The organism is Asticcacaulis aquaticus, assembly GCF_028550415.1.
Classification (GTDB): Bacteria; Pseudomonadota; Alphaproteobacteria; order Caulobacterales; family Caulobacteraceae; genus Asticcacaulis; species Asticcacaulis aquaticus.
On record NZ_JAQQKX010000001.1, the window covers coordinates 183,005 to 201,760 of the forward strand.

Genomic DNA, 18,756 nt, shown 5'->3' on the forward strand with positions numbered 1-18,756 from the left:
CACGACGCGCCCTCGTGGCGGCCACAAGGAAATATCGCATAATATATCTTATGGGAAATTATGCATGCGGCAACGGGGCTGGATTAATCTCCAGCCCCGTCTGTGCTAAGCCGCCTGAGGCTCGAAGCGTTTCAGTACATGGTCCATGATGCTGCGGGCCAGTTCTTCTTCACCGAAAAAGACCGTGCCCATCTTCTCCTGACGCAGGAAATTCATCTCGTCTTCACTGTGGGTTCGCAGCACGACTTCAATCAATGGATTAAGTCGTTTGGCGACATCGACCATTTGGCTGATACCGATCAGATCGGGTGTCGCCACCAGCAGCATGGCCGCGTGCTGGATATGCGCCTGAGCGAGAACGTCGGGTTCCACGGCATTGCCATAGACCGCCGCCTTGCCGGACTGACGCAGATCCTCGACGCGTTCGCGGTTCTGCTCGACGACGACATAGGGCAAGCCACGCTCATCGAGCGCCGACGCGATGCGTTTGCCGACGCGACCGAAACCGACCAAAACCACCTGACCGCTCAGATAACGCTCTTCCGTCGTTTGCGGCAGCTCGGCCAGCACGTCGTCGCGGCATTCGTGGCGACGGGCGATTTCGGAGTTTTTCAGCACCCAGGCCGTCACGGGCCTGATTGCCGTGAAAATGAACGGATTAAGCGCGATCGATACCAGTGCTCCGGCCAGAATCAGGCTCATGCCCTCCTGAGGCAGGATGCCAAGCGAGACGCCCAGGCCACCGAGAATAAACGAAAATTCGCCGATCTGCGCCAGACTGGCGGCGACCGTCAGGGCGGTGTTCATGGGATAGCGGAAGATCAGCACCAGCGCTGCGGCGGCGATCCCCTTCCCGGCTACGATAATACCGACCACGGCCAGCACTTCGAGCGGCTTTTGCACCATCACCATCGGATCGAACAACATGCCGACCGAGACGAAGAACAGGACTGAGAAGGCATCGCGCAACGGCAGGGATTCTTCGGCGGCGCGGTGGCTGAACTTCGACTCGCGCATGACCATGCCAGCGAAGAAGGCCCCCAGGGCAAACGAGACGCTGAACAGTTCCGATGCGCCCCAGGCGATGGAAATGGCCGCTGCAATAACCGACAGGGTGAACAGTTCGCGCGACCCGGTGCGCGCCACCTGAAGCAGTATCCACGGCAGGACGCGTTTGCCCGCCAGCAGCATCAGGGCGATAAACGCGCCGACGCTCAGCAGGGTTTGGCCGATCGTGATCCAGATATTACCCGCCGGGGCGGCGCCGTTCGTGCCGCCTTCGAGCAGATGCGCCATGGGCGGCAGCAGGACCAGCACCAAAACGGTGACAAGGTCTTCGACGACCAGCCAGCCGATGGCGATGCGACCGTTCATGCTGTCGACGGCGTTGCGCGCTTCGAGCGCCTTAAGCAGCACGACGGTGGAGGCGCACGACAGGCACAGGCCGAAGACCAGCGCCGCGCCGATCCCCCAGCCCCAACCCCAATGAGCCAGTGCCATACCGAGCAGAGTCGCCAGCGACATCTGCACCACGGCGCCCGGCAAGGCGATACGGCGCACCGACATCAAATCGGCAATCGAAAAATGCAGGCCGACGCCGAACATCAGCAGCATGACGCCGATTTCGGACAACTGAGAGGCGATATGGGTATCGGCGACGAAGCCCGGCGTCGCCGGACCGATCAGAATGCCCGCGAACAGATAGCCGACCAGTGCCGGAAGTTTAATTTTTTCAGCGGCAAAGCCAAAAATGAGCGCCAGACCGAAACCGGTGGCGAGAGTCGTAATGAGGGATATATTATGGTGATCCATCGGACGCCTTTAGAGTTTGAGGAACAGAAAAGGCCCGCAATCCGGCGGTACGTAAGCACCGTCGCCGAGTGAATGACAGAATTGCGGATTGATTTTAATGTCGGGGCTGAAGGACGTTACGTCAACCCTTGCGAGGGAAATTAATGAGAAAAAGCAACGACAAACGCCATGCAAACCTTTGCGAAGCCCTTCCCCTGCATACAGGTTGTGCCGTTAACTGAATTTGAACATTGTTCAATTCCAAATCATTTGGTATAACGGGCAAATCAGGCCTTAGTGAAGGGCCACAACCACGGGGCTACAGGATGTCATCCGCCAAACAGGTCACCTGGCCGCAACTGCTGGCCTTCTGCGGGCCCTGCCTGCCCTTTGCGGCGCTGGGTTTGCCGCTGGCCGTGACCCTGTCGGAATATTACATTACCTATATCGGCATCAGCATCGCGGTAGTCGGTTACGTGTTCATGGCGGTCAAGCTGATCGATATCGCCGTCGATCCGCTGATCGGCTGGGCGATGGACCGCACACGAACGCGGTTCGGTCGTTTCAAGCTGTGGATCGCCCTGTGCCTGCCGGTACTGTTCATCTCTACCGGCTTCATGTTCCTCGTCCCGCCGGGCGCGTCGGCGCTCTATATGGGCGTCTGGCTGCTGGTCGTCTATATCGGTTTTTCGATGGCGGCCCTCAGCCAGTCGAGCTGGGGCAGCGTTCTGACGACCGATTATGACGAACGCACCAAGGTCTTCGCCTTCTGGCAGATCGGCAATATCATCGGACTTTTGTGTGTCGTCAGTATTCCGGTCATCGCTCAGGCGATCGGTCAGTCCTATCAGACCGGCGTGCAATGGATGGGCCTGTTTATCATGGTCACCCTGCCCGTCATGATCGGCATCGCCCTGTGGGTCGTGCCGGAAAAGACGTCCGATGCGCCGACGCACGACGTCCGGCTGGGGGCTTATTTCGACATGATCCGCCGCCCGAACGTCATCCGGGTGTTGCTGGCCGACCTGCTGATGGGGCTGGCGCCCGGGATCATGGGGGTTCTGTTTTTCTTTTACTTCATGCAGACCAAGGGCCTGACGCGGTTCGAATGCACCATCGCCATGGCGCTCTATTTCGTCGCCGGTCTGGTCGGCGCGCCGCTGTGGAACTGGGCGTCGAAGCGTTACTCCAAGCACAAGACACTGGTCGTTTCGAGCGTGATCTTCGCCGCCTTGTACGGCCTACTGGCCTTCGTGCCGGCGGGCAATTTCCCGGTCATGGCCATGGCGGTCTTCCTCGCCGGCATTCCCTACGCCGCCTATCTGCTGCTGACGCGCTCGCTGATGGCCGATATCGGCGACGAAGTCCTGCTGGAAACCGGTCACGATCAGAAGGGCACACTGATGTCGATCCTGTCGGCGACGACGAAGCTCGGTTACGCTTTCTCGGTCCTGACCCTGTCGGCGCTGGCGGCGCTTGGGTTCGATAACAAGGCCGCGCACAATTCAGATCAGGCGCTTATGTGGGTCGAAATCTTTTTTGTCGGTCTCCCGGTCGTTTTCCTCTTGCTTGGGGCGTGGGCGATGAAGTCCTATGACCTGACGCCGGATCGCTATGCGCAGATTCAGGCGGCGTTGAAAGCAAAGGGTTTATCGCGTGACACAGGTGCAAGTCTCGGCCATTGACGGCCTGATCGAGGTCATGAACCGCCTGCGGGCGAAGGATGGCGGCTGCCCGTGGGACCTTGAGCAGACCTTCGAGACGATCGCGCCCTATACGATCGAGGAATCCTACGAAGTCGCCGACGCCATTGCGCGCCAGGATATGCGTGACCTGAAAGAGGAACTGGGCGACCTGCTGTTCCAGGTGGTGTTCCACAGCCACCTTGCGAAAGAACAAGGTCTGTTCGATTTTCACGATGTGGCGCAGGCCATGACGGACAAGCTGATCCGCCGTCATCCGCACGTCTTCGGCGATGTCGGCGACCGCACGGCCGACGAACAGAACGCCGCCTGGGAAGTCGTCAAGGCCGCGGAGCGCAAGGCCAAGGCCAAGCACGGCATCCTCGACGACGTGCCGGTGGGCCTGCCCGCCCTCACCCGCGCCGCCAAGCTGACCAAGCGCGCTGCGCGGGTCGGCTTCGACTGGCCCTCGACCGACGAGGTCTTCGCCAAGCTGGAAGAAGAGGTCGCGGAGCTCAAGGTCGAGTTGGCCACCGGTGACAAGGACAAGGCGCGCGCCGAACTGGGCGATATCCTGTTCGTCGTTGCCAATCTGGCGCGCAAGATCGACGCTGAACCCGAAGACGCCCTGCGCGGCACCAATGCCAAGTTCGTGCGCCGGTTCGAGACCATCGAGGCGGAACTGGCGAAGATCGGCAAGACGCCGGAGCAGTCCGACCTCGCGGAAATGGACGCGCTCTGGAACAAGGCCAAGGCGACCGAACGCGGCGCATCATAACGTGATGAGGTGGATTGCCGCTGCGCTTTGGGTTGTTGTCGTGTGCGTCTTTGTCGCGCATGAGCGACATATACATAACTGGCCGTCGCCCGACACACGGCTTACGGTCGCCACGCTTATGTTTCCACTCGATGGCCTGGAGTGTAACGATTGTAAGGAATGGCAGGTAGACGTGTTCGGCGATGGTCGCGTCATCTATCAGGGCTATCGCGACGTCTCAGTCTTAGGCTGTCACGAGTACAGGATACCCACAGAACAGGCCGTAAAACTGATCCGGGCCGCACGGTTGAACGTCAAGCCGAATAAGGAGGTCAGTTACGGCCCCGTTCTTGGCGTCTGGGATCTTCAGTTTGTCGGATTGAGAGACAAAGGCGTAGAAAGCTTTGTGAACTTTACCAAAGAGCCTTTTTATAATGCATCGGGAAAAGTCGTATATGAAACGCCTGACACTATATGGGCACTGAAAAAACAGATACTCGTCACGACGGGTGCGCAAAGTTTAATTAGCGCCGACATCCAAACCGCCTCCCTATTGAAAACGGCACATCGAAGTCACGGGCGCGGTGCGTTTGAGTCGGGCATCAAACCTACCGAGGCCTCGGCACTATGACCTTACGCAGTTCGATTGAAATCTACGATCTTGAGATGCGGTCGTCGCGTGTGATCTGGCAGACCGAAGCTCTCGTGGAATCGCCGCATTTCACGCCGGATGGTCAGATTCTGATCTTCAATTCGGACGGCCTGATCTATCGATTGCCTATCGGCGGAGAACCTGAGCGCATAGATACGGGGTTCGCCACACGCTGCAATAACGACCACGGTCTGTCGCCGGACGGGCGGACTCTGATTATTACCGACAAGAGTGAAGGACGCGCCGCCCTCTATACCCTGCCCTTCGAAGGTGGGGTGCCGGTTCGCATCACCGACAATTTTGGTGCTTACTACCACGGCTGGTCACCCGACGGAGCGCGCATCACCTATACGGCGTTTCGGCAGCGCGATGTGTTTGCCATCCTGACCAATAGGCCACACGGTCGCGACGAACAGGTGGTGATCGAAGGCGGCGGACTGAACGACGGGCCGGATTATTCGGCGGATGGGCAGTGGATATGGTTCAATTCCGACCGTTCCGGCCATATGCAATTGTGGCGCGCCCGATCAGACGGCAGCGACCTGCAACGCATGAGCCATAGTGACCACTGCGACTGGTTTCCGCATCCATCGCCGGACGGCCAACATGTGTTGTTTCTGTCTTATGATGCATCGGTCGGTCGCGACCATCCGCGCGACAAAACCGTGTGGCTGAGGCTTATGTCATCAGACGGTGGGACGCCTGAAACCTTATTTGAACTATTCGGCGGGCAGGGCACCATGAACGTGCCGAACTGGACTCCCGACGGAAAACGCTTTGCTTTTGTGAGATATTTCAAGCCAACTGAATGATTGCTTGTCCATTGCAATTTGAGTGAATTTCGATTTCAAAACGCAATGAACGTATAATTTACTTGTGATATGCTATCGAATTCGCCATGAGTTGTGTATCGAAAGCAAAAGGCTGATCTGATATGGCGAAGACCTCCCCCGCGGGCAAATCCGCGCCCAAAGTCGCTCCTAAGACGGCGCGCAAACCGGTGGCCAAGGCCACGGCGAAACCGGCCGCGATCAAGGAGGCCATCACCCGTGGCCCACGCTCGAAATGTCCGATCAACCTGATGCTGGAGGCCGTCGGCGACTCGTGGTCGCTGCTGATCATTCGCGACCTGATGTTCAAAGGGCGCTCGACCTATAAGGCGTTCCTGGGGGCCGAAGAAAAGATCGCCACCAATATCCTTGCCGACCGTCTGGTGAAGCTCGAAGCCGCAGGCCTGATTTCGAAATCCACCGATCCGGAAGACGCGCGCAAGTTCATCTACAAGCTGACCGAAAAAGGCGCCGACCTCGCACCGCTGCTGGTCGAGATGATGCTGTGGTCGAACAAATACCACATCACCGACACGCCGAAGGACTTCCTCGCCTCGTTGCAAAAGAACAAGACCGCCTTCGCGACCCGTGTCGTCAAGGACATCAACAGCGCCGTCGCGCCCAAGACCCCGGTCGTGCCGGTGAAGATCGAGCCGAAGGACGAGACATTGAGCCTGTTCGATGGCTTTTAACCCCGCATAACCATCGAATTTATAAGGCTAATTTTGCGAATTATTCTCACAAGTTTTAATCTTGAAAAGCAATTTTAGCCCCCATATATCAGTCGTCAGTTCTTTTATTTAAACCGTTTTCATACAGCCCCGAGGCCGCCATGACGTTCGAACTCCCCGCCCTGCCCTACGCCACCGACGCGCTTGAGCCGCACATGTCGGCCAACACCTTCAGCTACCACCACGCCAAGCACCACAAGGCCTATGTGGACAACCTGAACAAGCTGATCGCCGGGACCGAATTCGAAGGCAAGACGCTCGTCGAGATCGTCAAGGCGTCGGAAGGCACCAATCCGGGCGTGTTCAACAACTCGGCTCAGGTGTGGAACCACACCTTCTTCTGGCACTCGATGACGCCGAACGGCGGCGGGGCCCCGACGGGTGCCATCGCCGACAAGATCAACGCCGATTTCGGTTCGTTCGATGCCTTTGCCGAAGCCTTCAAGACCGCCGGCGCGACGCAGTTCGGCTCGGGCTGGGCCTGGCTGGTGCTGGGTCAGGACGGCAAGCTGAAGGTCGTCAAGACCGGCAACGCCGAAACTCCGTTCACCAAGGGTGACAAGCCGCTGCTGACCATCGACGTGTGGGAGCACGCCTACTATCTCGACTACCAGAACCTGCGTCCGAAGTTCATCGAAACCTACCTCACCTCGCTGGTGAACTGGGACTTCGCCAACACCAATCTGGAAGCCCCGCTGCATCCGGGCGTGTAAGCGTCATAACATTACGGAAAGGGCGGCCTTCGTGGGCCGCTTTTTTTGTGCGCGTTAACCACGTCGGGCCTATTGATTATTGATACACGCGTGAGTTTAAATACGGTCACGCATGAAGGAACCGTCATGGACGCTCACGACCTCGTCACCGATATCATCGCTTTGGCGCGGTCGCAGGGCCGGACCCTGACGACGGCGGAAAGCTGCACCGGCGGACTGATCGCGGGTGCGATGACACGGGTGTCCGGGGCGTCGGACGTCTTCCACGAAGGCTATGTCACCTATTCCAACGAAGCCAAGTCGCGGCTTCTGGGCGTGCCGGAAAGCGTTCTGGCCGAACACGGCGCGGTCAGCCTGAAAACCGCGCATTGTATGGCCGAAGGCGCTCTGAAATCGGCGGGTGCCGATCTGGCCCTGAGTGTCACCGGCATTGCAGGCCCTACGGGCGGCTCCGAGGAAAAACCGGTCGGCACGGTCTGTTTCGGTCTGGCCTTCCGCAGCCCCGACGGCGAGGTCAAGTCGCTCGCCAACCTGCACCATTTCGAGGATATGGGCCGCGACTTCATCCGCGAACAGTCGGTGATGTATGCCCTGCACTGGGTATTGGAGCACTTGCGGGCCGAGGAAGCCTAAGCTTTCCCGTACAATTGCTTTGCCCGGGCCTCGAACACGCTCATCAGTTTCGAGATGGCGATGTTCAGATTGGCCTTCAGCACCGCATTTAGCAGCGGATTTTTGAAATCCATATCCATATTGAAGTCGACTCGCGTGCCGCCCGCGACTTCGGTGAATTTCCACTCGCCGTTCAGGCGTTTCAACGGCCCGCGCAACAGGCCCATATGCAGGCTCAGATCGTCGGCCTTGCGCGTCACCCGCGTCGAAAACCGCTCTGACAGCATCTTGAAACCCACCGACACGTCGGCATCGAACACCTCAACACCCGTTGCCGGTGTCGTGCGGTTATAGGCCCGCAGCGCCGTGATCCACGGAATGAACGACGGATAGGCCTGAACGTCGCTGACCATGGCCCACAGGTCCTCAGCCGCATAGGGCAGGACGCGTTCGAGATGGAACTGCGCCATCTAAGCCTTACCGCTTACCGGCGATCAGAGCTTCACGAGCGTTACGCAGGCGCTCGAAATCCTCACCGGCGTGGTGCGACGACCTCGTCAGCGGCGACGACGACACCATCAGGAAGCCCTTGGCGCGGGCGATGGACTCGTAGGCCTTGAACTCGTCCGGAGTCACGAAGCGGTCGATGGCGGCGTGTTTGCGCGTCGGTTGCAGATACTGACCGATGGTGATGAAGTCGACGCCGGCCGAGCGCATGTCGTCCATGACCTGCATGACCTCTTCCTTGGCTTCGCCGAGGCCGACCATGATGCCGGACTTGGTGAACTGCGACGGATCGCGTTCCTTGACACGCTCCAGCAGGCGGAGAGAGTGGTAATAGCGCGCGCCCGGGCGGATTTTCAGGTAGTTGCGCGGCACGGTTTCCAGATTGTGGTTGAACACATCGGGTTTCGCGTCGATGACGATTTCCGCTGCGCCGTCCTTGCGCAGGAAGTCCGGCGTCAGGATCTCGATCGTCGTTTTCGGCGACTGGGCGCGAATCTGACGGATGACCTCGGCAAAGTGTTCGGCACCGCCGTCGGCCAGATCGTCGCGATCGACCGAGGTGATGACGACGTGCGACAGGCCCATCTTGGCCACCGTCATGCCGACGCGGTTCGGCTCATCCGTATCGAGCGGCTGCGGCATGCCGGTCTTGACGTTGCAGAAGGCGCAGGCCCGCGTGCAGGTGTCGCCCATGATCATCAGGGTGGCGTGGTTCTTGGTCCAGCATTCGCCGATATTGGGGCAGGCCGCCTCTTCGCACACGGTCACCAGCTTGGCGTCGTGCACGATCTTTTTCGTTTCGTTATAGCCACCCGAGCCCGGCGCCTTGACCCGCAGCCAGTCGGGCTTTTTCAGCACCGGCGTTTCAGGACGGTTTTGCTTTTCGGGGTGGCGTAACTCGCGAGCTGTCGCATCGACGCGGTTAATCAGGGTGACCATCGAAACCAATCACAAAATACAAGTATGGAAGCCCTAATTGGGCGTTTTGACGTGCAATATCAAGCCAAAACACCCGCTACCTCCTCACTTAGCGTAACAGGGATGCGGAACGACGATGACAGGGACGCGGAATCCGGCCTATGGTTCGTTCATGACCGCCCCCACCTCAGCCTCTGTCCTGCTTTCGCGCCGTGTGCTGACATTCGGTCTGGCGCTTCTGGTCAGCGGCTGCTCGCGTTTTAGCGGCGACGGGCCGGATCAGGCCGGGGCAGCGTTCCTCGACAGCCAGATACCGCCCGGCCTGTCCCCCGAATATTATCCGCCCGCCGGATTCGTGTGGAGCAGCTTCAAACTCGGTAATTTCCCGCAAGCCCGCTATGGTGTGGCCGCGCCGCCGGTCAATCCGCGCGCCCATTTGCTGATTCTGGCCGACGCCGGCTATCCGGGCGAGGTCTATTTCGATCTGGCCCAGACGGCCCTCAAATCGGGCGTCAGCGTGTGGATTCTGGAGGCCCCCGGTCAGGGCGGCTCCGGGCATTATGTGTTGCAGGATCAAAAGGTTCATACACCAGACTTCACCCATGCGATCAAGGTCGCCAGGGCCTTTGTCGAAACGGTCATCAAGCCGTCCGCCGCCAAGCCGCTGTATATTTTCGGGCACGGGTCCGGGGCCTTGACGGCGCTGGAACTGCAGGCACAGAAATGGCCCATCACCAGCGTGATGCTCTATGCACCATGGAGTGGCGATGACACTGCCGGTGAATGGCATCGCGAAGACACGCCCGCCGACCTGTGGGGCAAGGTCGCCCACCGCTGGCGCATCGCCAATCCTGACCTGCGCCTGACGCAAAAAAGCTCGGCCTGGGTCGAGCAGATGGGTAAACAGCGCAAGGCCCTGACCTCGGTCAGCCTCGATAAACTCAATCCCACACTTAAGCGTCCGCCTTTGCTGATCAGCAGCCTGTCCGGTGATCCGGCCCTGTGCAGCGGTCGCGGCCCCTGCAAGAGCGAAATGGTCGCCGATGAAGCCGCCTTGACGCCCGTCTTCAAGGCCTTTCTGAGTTGACATGACGAAGTTATGCACAGGCTCTCAAAAATTTGAACATTGTTCATTTGACTTGTGCGTCATCCCTACATAATGTGAAACACTATGTGACGCGCGGATGAACCAGCGAGTCCAAACGGGAGTTTTCGCGCATGGTGCGCCCTTTTGACGTAGAGACCGAGACCAAGTCCCTGTTCGACGCGCTTCTCGATGCCGCCGATAAATACGGCAAGGACAAGATCATCATCGAGGATCAGGAACGTCAGCCGGTCAGCTATGACGACTTCATTCTGCGTACCTTCATCATTGCGCGTCTGTTCGACAAGGTGCTGCATAAGGAGACGCGCATCGGCCTGATGCTGCCGACCTCCATGGGCGGGGCCCTGTCGTTCTTCGGGCTGCACGCGCGCGGCCGCACGCCGGTCATGATCAATTTCACCGCCGGCCCCGCCAATATCAAGACCGCCTGCCTGACCGGCAAGGTCAAGACGGTGATCACGTCGCGCCGCTTCGTCGATCAGGCCAAGCTGGAAGACCTCGTCGCCTCGATGACCGCCTATGTGCGGGTGCTGTATCTCGAAGACCTGCGCAAGACCCTGTCGTTAGCGGATAAGCTCTATGGGCTGGCGGCGTCGAAACTGCCGCGCGTCTTTGCCCATAAGGCGAAACCTTCGGACATCGGCGTCATCCTGTTCACGTCGGGAAGCTTCGGCACGCCGCGCGGCGTGGTCCTGACCCAGGCCAATCTGGTGCTGAACTGCGCCCAGATCGCCGCCCATATCGAGCTGAAACCGGAATGGGTCGCCTTCAATCCGATGCCGATCTTCCACTCGCTGGGGCTCACCGGCGGCGTGATCCTGCCGCTGTTGCAGGGGCTAAAAAGCTTCCAGTACCCCTCGCCGCTGCATGTGAAGCAGATTCCGGGTTTGCTGAAGGAAACCAAGGCGTCGCTGCTGTTTTCAACCGACACCTTCCTCAATCAGTATGCCCGTGCGTCTCAGCCTGACGATTTCGCGACCTTGGAATTCGTCGTTTGCGGCGCCGAAAAGGTCCGCGAAGAAACACACAAGCTGTTCAGGGAGCAGTTCAACGGCCTGACCGTGCTCGAAGGTTACGGCGTCACCGAAACCTCGCCCGTGCTGGCGGTCAACTATCCGCACGATAACCGCCACGGCACGGTCGGCCATGCCCTTCCGGGGATGCAGTTGCGCCTTGAGATGGTCGAGGGCATCAACGAAGGCGGGCGTTTGCACGTCAAGGGCCCGAACATCATGGGCGGTTACATCAACCTTGAGACGCCCGACATCATCGAGGCGCCCAAGGATGGCTGGCACGACACGGGCGATATCGTCAGTCTCGACAAGGACGGCTTCATCAAGATTCTCGGCCGCGCCAAGCGCTTCGCCAAGATCGCGGGTGAAATGGTCTCGCTAACCGCTGTCGAGCGCATCGCCGAAGAGGTATGGCCCGACAACCGTCACGCTGTGGTCGCCGTTGCCGACGACAAAAAGGGCGAGCGGCTGGTGCTGATCACCGATCACGACACCGCCGATCTGTCGCAATTGTCGGATTGGGCCAGGGAAAACGGCACACCCGCGCTTGCGATCCCCAAAAAGCTGGTAAAGGTCGAGACCGTTCCGGTGCTGGGGTCGGGCAAGACCGACTATGTCACCCTGCAAAAACTGGCCGAAGTGGTGGCCAACGCCGCTTGACTTTTCACAGCCGACACGTCTAAGGCGGATTATGGCCCGTGCCTTTTGCCTTCCCCGATCATCAGTTCTCCGAAGCGAGTGCCGCTTCTGGACGATGCTGGCCGTGGTCGTGGCCCTGTGCGCGCAGGTCCTGTTTCCGCCGCATCTGATGGCGGCTGCCCCTGATGGCGGCGGTTTTGTCCTCTGTAATACGCAAGCGCCGGTCGTCGATACGCAACTCAGTCAGGCTGTGGCGACAGATACCGCCAGTAAGGCTTTCAAGGATAAATCCGTTCAGGGCCTGAAATGCGCCGACTGCGTTCTGGCGTCGCTGACCGGCCTGACCGAGCCTGAATTTACCGTCACACCGGTCGTCTATACGATCGTTGCCGTGTCGGCAGTGGTGCCCGCCGACAGTGAGCGCCCGAAAGCCCGCGCCCCGCCGCGTCCCCATTCCTGCGGCCCCCCTCACCGCGTCTGAAATTCGTCATCGGCAGGACCGGATCGCATCCGCCTGCCTGAATATCGATTCCAGACAGGTTACATTTCATGAAACTCCGTATAATGGCGCTGCTGTGCGGCGTCTCGCTGGCGGCCTTCGCACCCGCATTCGCCGCCGAAACCGACAACATCCCCACCGTCATCGTCACCGGGCAAGCCAACCCCGAAGACCCGAACGTCGTCAAATCCACCCGCACCAAACTGTCGCGCACGCCCGGTGCGGTGTCGGTCGTGGCGAGCGAGACCTATTCAAACTCATACGCTTTAGGCCTTTACGACACGCTGAAAAACGTCTCTGGCGTGTTCGCTCAGAAGAAATTTGGTGAAGACACGCGTTTGTCGATCCGAGGTTCCGGCATTGGTAACGCCTCGCACAATCGCGGCACCTGGCTCAGCGTCGATGGCGTGCCGGTCAATCAGGCCGACGGCTCGGGCGATTTTCAGGAGATCGATCCCCTCTCCGCTCGCTATATCGAGATCTATAAGGGCGGCAACGCCCTGCGTTTCGGCGGGTCGCAACTGGGCGGCGCGATCAATTATGTTACCGCATCCGGCCAGAATGCGGGTTACCGCACCCTTCTGCGCGTCGAAGGCGGCAGTTTCGGCACCCGCCGCGCGCAACTGGCCTATGCCGATGTGATTGGCGATTACGACCTCTATCTGTCGACGACGGTAACCCACGCCGACGGCTGGCGCGCCAATTCCGAACAGGACGCCAAACGCGTGACGCTCAATGTCGGCCGTACCTTTGCCGAAGGTCGCTCGGTACGGCTGATTTTTCAGGCCAACGATATAGATCAGCGCATTGCCGGCGGTTTGACGCTCGCTCAAGCGCTCACCACGCCCAAAGCAACGACGGCGGCCAACTATCCGACGCTGAAATACGGGCGCAACATGAAGTCGGCCCGCGCCACAGTGCAGACCGACTGGCGTCTGAACGACGACTGGGCATTCGAAGGCGGTGTCTATGCCGCGTGGAAAGAGCTGATTCACCCGATCTCGATCTATCTCGACTACGAGTACCAAAACTACGGCGCGTTCGGGCGTTTCGACGGCAAGGGCACCATCGGCGGCCTGACATACGACGCTTTTTTCGGGGCCAATTACCTCTCCGGCAATGCCGAAGCCCTGACCTTCGCCAATGCCAACGGCATCCCTGGTGCCATGTCCGGCAATTCGCAGCAGAACGCCGCGGCCTGGGACGTGTTCGGCGAAGGCCGCATGTTCGTCACCGATGAACTGGCGCTGGTCGCCGGGGCCAGCTACGGCTGGACCGACCGTGATTATGTCAACCGGCTGGCCCTGACGCGGTCGGCCAAAACCGAGATGGACTGGTGGGCCCCACGCATCGGCATCCTCTGGCAAAACGCCAGCGGTCAGCAGGTCTTCGCCAACCTGACCAAGTCCGTCGAGGCCCCGACCTACGGCGCTTTGGTTCAGGCCCAGTTCCAGCAGTTCACCCCCGTTAATCCGCAGGAAGCCATCACCGCCGAGATCGGCACGCGCGGCCGGTCCGGCGCGCTGACGTGGGATCTGGCGCTTTATCGCGCCGAAATCGACGGCGAAATGCTCAACTTCATCGTCACAGCGGACATCCCGGCGGCGACCTTCAACGCCGATTCGACCATCCATCAGGGGCTCGAAGCCGCGCTCGACTGGAAAGTCGGTACGGTGGGCGACTGGAGCGTTGCCTTGCGTCAGACCTATACCTGGTCGGATTTCAAATTCGACCACGACAAGACCTACGGCAATGCCCGTCTGCCGGTCGTGCCGGAGCACTATTATCGCGGCGAACTGAGCCTCTCGACAAAAACCGGCTGGCGGATCGCGCCGTCGGTCGAATGGGCCCCGAAGGACGTCTGGGTCGATTACGCTAATACGCAACGCGCTCCGGGTTTCACCGTCTGGAACCTCTCCGCATCGAAAAAGGTCAATCAAGGCCTCGAAGTCTTCGCCGAGGCCCGAAACTTAAGCGACACGCGCTATGTGTCAAACGTCAATGCCGTGACCGATTTCACTAGGGTCGCCGCCAGTGCCCAGAGCGTCTTCACCCCCGGCGAAGGCCGTGCGGTCTTTGTCGGTCTTAAGCTGACAGGGAAATAAACTTCTGTTTTTGCCGCTTACCTCCCGAAAAACCACCCAGACGTGGTTTTTCGGGTAAGGTAGCGCAAACATAAGCAGAGGAGATTTCCATGGATCGTCGTCAGATGCTCGCCGGGCTAACCGCTACCACATTTAGCGCTACCCCGGCCATCGCCATAACGTCCAACCTGCCCGGCCTTGTTCGCCTGATCGTCGGCACGTTCGGCCATGAAGGCGGCAAGGGCACGCAAGTTGTAGAAACTGCCGATGACAGTCCCCTCAGATTGCTGGCCGCTTATTCTGAAATCGACACGGCGTCTTATGGTGTCGTAAATCAGGCCAGGGGACGCGTCTATGTCACTGAACGCAATGCCGGGCGTGTGGCGGCTTACACTGTGACTGACGGCTACAAGCTGTCGCCTAACGGTGCGCCGGTGCCATCGATGGCGACCAATCCCTGTTATGTATCGTTGTCACCGAACCGGACTCATCTGGCCGTCGCCAATTTCGCCAGCGATGTTGTCGCGATCTATACGCTCGATTCGACCACAGGCGAGATAAAGGGCGAACCGCAAGTCCTGCGATCCGAAGGGAACCGCGACAACGGCCATGCGCACTGGGTGCAATGGTCTCTGGACGGTAAGTTCATCTATGTCGTCGATCTTGGCCACGAGGAAGTACGGTCCTATGCGTGGGATCACACCACGGGTAAGGCCGGGCCGCCGCAAACCGCCTTTGGAGTCGCTACAGGCTCAGGGCCGCGCCATATGGCTTTATCGCCGGAGGGAGCATTCGCCTTTCTGCTGACCGAAAAGTCGGGTGAACTGATTGCGCTGCGTCGGGAAAAAGATGGTTCGCTGAGCGAAATTATGCGCGTTAAGGCCAAATCGGAGTCCTTTACCGGCGAGTACGCCGCCGCCCATATCGCGATCAATGCCAAAGGTGATCGCGTCTACATCAGCGAGCGCGGTCCCGACACGATCCGCGTCTACGCCGTGGCGAAGGACGGCCACCTGACCCATCTGCAAACCATCGCCTCGGGCGGCAAATGGCCGCGATTCTTTACACTGCTCGAACCGGAAACGCGTTTGATCGCCGCCAATCAGCGTAGCCACAGCCTTACCGTGTTCGATATTCAAACGGATGGGACGCTCAAGGCTACGGATATTCGTTATGACGTTGAGTCTCCGGTATATATCGATGCGATCTGGCGGCCTTAATTTTCTGAGGCAGATGTCGCCGAAGAGTCAGAACTTTCAACGACATAATCCAAGCTGTCGCCCGGCGACCGTGGCGGATCGACAGGCTTGCATGCCGCAAGTAAAATTATAATTGTGAAGAGCAAGCGTTTCATGCCCTCACTCTAACTCAAGCCAAATAAAAAGCCGCTGCGTTTCCGCAACGGCTTTTTATTTGAAGATTTAACCACGGATGGTCACGGACATGGTCGCTTCGCGTCCATGAACACGGATATCCGTGTCGCCGCCAAAGGCGGCATCCGCGCCTTATCCGTGGTCGATCCTTACAGGTTGATCATACGACCGTCGGCATCCAGAGAGGCCTCCAAAATCGCTTCCGACATGGTCGGATGCGGGAAGACCGTCCCCTGCAGGTCTTCTTCCGTCGCTTCCATGGTGATCGCCAGGCAGAAGCCTTGCACCATTTCGGTCACGTTGGCCCCGATCAGGTGTGCGCCCAGAAGCGCGCCGGTCTTCTTGTCGAAGATCACCTTGACGAAACCACCGGGCTCACCGGCGGCAATCGCCTTGCCGTTGGCCTTGAACGGGAAACGGCCGATCTTGACGTCGAGACCCTTTTCCTTGGCACCCTGCTCGGTGATGCCTACCGAAGCGACTTCCGGAGTGGCATAGGTGCAGCCCGGAATCGGCGGATTGAGGTTCGACAGCTTCTTGCCGGCCATGTAGTCGGCGGCGTGGACGGCTTCGTGCGAAGCCTTGTGCGCCAGCCAGGGCGGCCCGGCGCAGTCGCCGATGGCGTAAAGCCCCTTGACGTTGGTCTTACCGTGGCTGTCGTTCTTGATGTGACCGCGGTCCATCTCGACGCCCAGTTTTTCCAGACCGAGGTTTTCGGTGTTGGCCACGATGCCGACGGCGACGATGCAGCCTTCGGCTTCGAGGACTTCGGACTTGCCGCCGACCTCGACCGAGACCTTCACGCCAGAACCCGACTTCTCGACCTTGGTCACCTTCGCGCCGATGCGGAACTTGAAGCCGCGCTTTTCAAAGGCCTTCTGGGCCTCGGCGGAGACTTCCTTGTCCTCGACCGGCAGGATGCGGTCCAGCGCTTCGACGACGGTCACTTCGGCACCGAGCGAGCGGTAGAACGAGGCGAACTCGATCCCGATGGCACCCGAACCGATGACGACCAGCGATTTCGGCATCGACTTCGGCGTCAGGGCGTTGCGGTAGGTCCAGATACGGTCGCCGTCAGACACCGCGCCGATGGCGGGGATCTCACGGGCGCGGGCCCCGACGGCCAGCATGACGTTCTTGGCCTCGACGATCTGTTCGCCGCCCTTGTTGAGCTTGACGACGACTTTCGGAGCGTCCTTGCCGGGTTCCAGCGTGGCGAAGCCCTCGATCACGTCGATCTTGTTCTTCTTCATCAGGTAGCCGACGCCGCCATTGAGTTGTTTGGCCACCGCGCGAGACCGCGAGACGACCTTCTCGAAGTCGAAGCCGGGCTTTTCACCGGTCAGGCCGTAGTCGCCCAAATGGTTGATCTTATCGAACACTTCGGCCGACTTCAGCAAAGCCTTGGTGGGGATACAACCCCAGTTCAGACAGATGCCGCCCAGCAGTTCGCGCTCGACGATGGCGACCTTGAGGCCGTTCTGAGAGGCGCGGATCGCACCCTCGTAACCGCCGGGGCCGGAGCCGATCACAACGAGATCATAAGCCATGTGATTTCAGCTCCTTAAGCCAGCATCTTGATGGGGTCTTCGAGAAGCCCCTTCAGCACGGTGATGTATTTCGCACCGACCGAACCGTCGACCACGCGGTGATCGCAGGTGAGCGTCACGGTCATGACCGTGGCGACGGCCAGAGCGCCGTTCTTGACGACCGGACGCTGTTCACCGGCGCCGACCGACAGGATGCAGCCCTGCGGCTCGTTGATGATCGACGCGAACTGCTTGATGCCGAACATGCCGAGGTTGGACACGGAGAACGTACCGCCCTGGAATTCTTCGGGTTTCAGCTTCATGTCGCGGGCGCGTGCCGCCAGATCCTTGGTCTCTTTGGCGATTTGCGCCAGAGACTTGGTTTCGGCCTTGCGAACGATCGGGGTGATCAGGCCGCCGTCGATGGCGACCGCCATGGCGATGTCGGCATTGTGGTGCAGCGCGATGCCTTCCGGGGTGAAGGAGGCATTGGCTTCCGGCACCTGCTTGAGGGCCAGAGCGACCGCCTTGATGACGATATCGTTGACCGAGACCTTGATGCCCTGAGCTTCCAGAGCCGTATTGATCTTGGTCCGCGCCGCCAGCAGATTGTCGAGTTCGATGTCGACGGTCAGCGGGAAGTGCGGGATATCGCGGAACGACTCGGTCAGGCGGCGGGCGATGACCTTGCGCATATTGTTGAGCGGCACGAGGTCGTAGGAACCCGGCGCGATGCCCAGTTGCTCAAGGCTTTGGACCTTGCGCGGCTCCGCAGCAGCCGTGGACGCAGCGGCAGGTGCCGAACCAGCCTTACCCGTACCCGACGCCAGAGCGGCTTCGATGTCGCGCTTGATGATACGGCCGTGCGGGCCGGTGCCCTTGAGCAGTTTCAGGTCGAGCTTGTTGATCTCGGCCAGACGGCGGGCGAGCGGCGACGCGGCGACGCGCGAACCCGATGCGGCGGGGGCCGCAACCGGAGCCGGGGCAGCGGCAGCTTTGGGGGCCTCTGCCTTGGGAGCCTCAGCAGCTTTAGGCGCTTCGGCAGCCGGAGCGGCCTTCGGGGCCGGGGCGGCATCGCCACCCGACAGTTTGGCGATCGGGGTGTTGACCTTCACGCCTTCGGTTCCGGCTTCGATCAGGATGGCCTCGATCGTGCCTTCGTCGACGGCTTCGACTTCCATCGTCGCCTTGTCGGTTTCGATTTCCGCGATCACGTCACCGGCGGCGACGGTGTCGCCTACCTTGACGTGCCACTTGGCCAGAATGCCCTCTTCCATCGTAGGCGAGAGCGCCGGCATCAGAATATCGGTCATGGCGCTTC

17 protein-coding genes are annotated in these 18,756 nt (G+C 59.8%); 12 read left to right on the top strand and 5 right to left on the bottom strand.

Annotated elements, in window-relative coordinates; genetic code table 11:
* Nucleotides 1-105: 105 nt before the first annotated feature.
* A complete protein-coding gene (locus PQU92_RS00870; RefSeq protein WP_272746329.1) occupies nt 106-1,812 on the bottom strand; it encodes a cation:proton antiporter domain-containing protein in 1,707 nt (568 codons plus the stop codon).
* A gap of 305 nt (nt 1,813-2,117) precedes the next feature.
* Between PQU92_RS00870 and PQU92_RS00875 the strand changes: the two genes are divergently transcribed.
* From PQU92_RS00875 to PQU92_RS00905, 7 genes are all read left to right on the top strand, one after another.
* Nucleotides 2,118-3,476 (top strand): MFS transporter, encoded by a 1,359-nt coding sequence (locus PQU92_RS00875; RefSeq protein WP_272746330.1) that lies wholly within the window; start codon nt 2,118-2,120, stop codon nt 3,474-3,476.
* Nucleotides 3,477-3,492: 16 nt separating this feature from the next.
* Nucleotides 3,493-4,251: a nucleoside triphosphate pyrophosphohydrolase gene (mazG, locus tag PQU92_RS00880; RefSeq protein ID WP_272746730.1), complete on the top strand. Its 759-nt coding sequence runs from the start codon at nt 3,493-3,495 to the stop codon at nt 4,249-4,251.
* A 118-nt stretch (nt 4,252-4,369) separates the two neighbouring features.
* Nucleotides 4,370-4,861 (top strand): DUF6438 domain-containing protein, encoded by a 492-nt coding sequence (locus PQU92_RS00885; RefSeq protein WP_272746331.1) that lies wholly within the window; start codon nt 4,370-4,372, stop codon nt 4,859-4,861.
* Complete coding sequence (locus PQU92_RS00890; protein ID WP_272746332.1) at nt 4,858-5,694, top strand: TolB family protein; 837 nt, start codon at nt 4,858-4,860, stop codon at nt 5,692-5,694. The genes PQU92_RS00885 and PQU92_RS00890 overlap by 4 nt, the downstream gene beginning before the upstream one ends.
* 122 nt (nt 5,695-5,816) lie before the next feature.
* Complete coding sequence (locus PQU92_RS00895; protein ID WP_272746333.1) at nt 5,817-6,404, top strand: winged helix-turn-helix transcriptional regulator; 588 nt, start codon at nt 5,817-5,819, stop codon at nt 6,402-6,404.
* Nucleotides 6,405-6,544: 140 nt separating this feature from the next.
* Entirely contained in the window at nt 6,545-7,156 is a 612-nt protein-coding gene (locus PQU92_RS00900; protein ID WP_272746334.1) for a superoxide dismutase, read from the top strand.
* Between the two features lie 126 nt (nt 7,157-7,282).
* Nucleotides 7,283-7,789, top strand: coding sequence for a CinA family protein (locus PQU92_RS00905; RefSeq protein ID WP_272746335.1), 507 nt, complete (start codon nt 7,283-7,285; stop codon nt 7,787-7,789).
* Here PQU92_RS00905 and PQU92_RS00910 read toward each other — a convergent pair.
* Nucleotides 7,786-8,238, bottom strand: coding sequence for a type II toxin-antitoxin system RatA family toxin (locus PQU92_RS00910; RefSeq protein WP_272746336.1), 453 nt, complete (start codon nt 8,236-8,238; stop codon nt 7,786-7,788). The genes PQU92_RS00905 and PQU92_RS00910 overlap by 4 nt on opposite strands.
* Nucleotides 8,239-8,245: 7 nt before the next feature.
* On the bottom strand, nt 8,246-9,214 hold the full coding sequence (gene lipA, locus PQU92_RS00915) for a lipoyl synthase (RefSeq protein ID WP_272746337.1): 969 nt from the start codon (nt 9,212-9,214) through the stop codon (nt 8,246-8,248).
* 115 nt (nt 9,215-9,329) lie between these two features.
* Here lipA and PQU92_RS00920 point away from each other — a divergent pair, with 115 nt between their 5' ends.
* From PQU92_RS00920 to PQU92_RS00940, 5 genes are all read left to right on the top strand, one after another.
* On the top strand, nt 9,330-10,280 hold the full coding sequence (locus PQU92_RS00920; RefSeq protein WP_272746338.1) for an alpha/beta hydrolase: 951 nt from the start codon (nt 9,330-9,332) through the stop codon (nt 10,278-10,280).
* 131 nt (nt 10,281-10,411) lie between these two features.
* The gene (locus PQU92_RS00925) at nt 10,412-11,971 is read left to right on the top strand and encodes an AMP-binding protein (RefSeq protein WP_272746339.1); all 1,560 of its coding nucleotides are present in this window, start codon (nt 10,412-10,414) and stop codon (nt 11,969-11,971) included.
* Between the two features lie 94 nt (nt 11,972-12,065).
* Complete coding sequence (locus PQU92_RS00930; protein ID WP_272746340.1) at nt 12,066-12,431, top strand: hypothetical protein; 366 nt, start codon at nt 12,066-12,068, stop codon at nt 12,429-12,431.
* Between the two features lie 68 nt (nt 12,432-12,499).
* Nucleotides 12,500-14,554: a TonB-dependent receptor family protein gene (locus PQU92_RS00935; protein WP_272746341.1), complete on the top strand. Its 2,055-nt coding sequence runs from the start codon at nt 12,500-12,502 to the stop codon at nt 14,552-14,554.
* An 89-nt stretch (nt 14,555-14,643) separates the two neighbouring features.
* Nucleotides 14,644-15,753 (top strand): lactonase family protein, encoded by a 1,110-nt coding sequence (locus PQU92_RS00940; protein WP_272746342.1) that lies wholly within the window; start codon nt 14,644-14,646, stop codon nt 15,751-15,753.
* Nucleotides 15,754-16,055: 302 nt separating this feature from the next.
* Here the strand turns inward: PQU92_RS00940 and lpdA are convergent, their stop codons facing one another.
* Nucleotides 16,056-17,456, bottom strand: a complete 1,401-nt coding sequence (gene lpdA, locus PQU92_RS00945; protein WP_272746343.1) for a dihydrolipoyl dehydrogenase — start codon at nt 17,454-17,456, stop codon at nt 16,056-16,058.
* Nucleotides 17,457-17,470: 14 nt separating this feature from the next.
* Nucleotides 17,471-18,748, bottom strand: a complete 1,278-nt coding sequence (locus PQU92_RS00950) for a pyruvate dehydrogenase complex dihydrolipoamide acetyltransferase (RefSeq protein WP_272746344.1) — start codon at nt 18,746-18,748, stop codon at nt 17,471-17,473.
* Nucleotides 18,749-18,756: the final 8 nt, after the last annotated feature.

Bases quoted from the DNA above. Each gene is read 5' to 3' on its own strand.
- PQU92_RS00885 (WP_272746331.1), top strand. From the start codon at position 4,370: ATGTTTCCACTCGATGGCCTGGAGTGTAACGATTGTAAGGAATGGCAG.
- lpdA (WP_272746343.1), bottom strand. From the start codon at position 17,456: ATGGCTTATGATCTCGTTGTGATCGGCTCCGGCCCCGGCGGTTACGAG.
- PQU92_RS00870 (WP_272746329.1), bottom strand. From the start codon at position 1,812: ATGGATCACCATAATATATCCCTCATTACGACTCTCGCCACCGGTTTC.
- PQU92_RS00900 (WP_272746334.1), top strand. From the start codon at position 6,545: ATGACGTTCGAACTCCCCGCCCTGCCCTACGCCACCGACGCGCTTGAG.
- PQU92_RS00905 (WP_272746335.1), top strand. From the start codon at position 7,283: ATGGACGCTCACGACCTCGTCACCGATATCATCGCTTTGGCGCGGTCG.
- PQU92_RS00925 (WP_272746339.1), top strand. From the start codon at position 10,412: ATGGTGCGCCCTTTTGACGTAGAGACCGAGACCAAGTCCCTGTTCGAC.
- PQU92_RS00930 (WP_272746340.1), top strand. From the start codon at position 12,066: ATGCTGGCCGTGGTCGTGGCCCTGTGCGCGCAGGTCCTGTTTCCGCCG.
- PQU92_RS00875 (WP_272746330.1), top strand. From the start codon at position 2,118: ATGTCATCCGCCAAACAGGTCACCTGGCCGCAACTGCTGGCCTTCTGC.
- PQU92_RS00910 (WP_272746336.1), bottom strand. From the start codon at position 8,238: ATGGCGCAGTTCCATCTCGAACGCGTCCTGCCCTATGCGGCTGAGGAC.
- PQU92_RS00950 (WP_272746344.1), bottom strand. From the start codon at position 18,748: ATGACCGATATTCTGATGCCGGCGCTCTCGCCTACGATGGAAGAGGGC.
- PQU92_RS00895 (WP_272746333.1), top strand. From the start codon at position 5,817: ATGGCGAAGACCTCCCCCGCGGGCAAATCCGCGCCCAAAGTCGCTCCT.
- PQU92_RS00935 (WP_272746341.1), top strand. From the start codon at position 12,500: ATGAAACTCCGTATAATGGCGCTGCTGTGCGGCGTCTCGCTGGCGGCC.
- PQU92_RS00940 (WP_272746342.1), top strand. From the start codon at position 14,644: ATGGATCGTCGTCAGATGCTCGCCGGGCTAACCGCTACCACATTTAGC.
- lipA (WP_272746337.1), bottom strand. From the start codon at position 9,214: ATGGTCACCCTGATTAACCGCGTCGATGCGACAGCTCGCGAGTTACGC.
- PQU92_RS00920 (WP_272746338.1), top strand. From the start codon at position 9,330: ATGACAGGGACGCGGAATCCGGCCTATGGTTCGTTCATGACCGCCCCC.
- mazG (WP_272746730.1), top strand. From the start codon at position 3,493: ATGAACCGCCTGCGGGCGAAGGATGGCGGCTGCCCGTGGGACCTTGAG.
- PQU92_RS00890 (WP_272746332.1), top strand. From the start codon at position 4,858: ATGACCTTACGCAGTTCGATTGAAATCTACGATCTTGAGATGCGGTCG.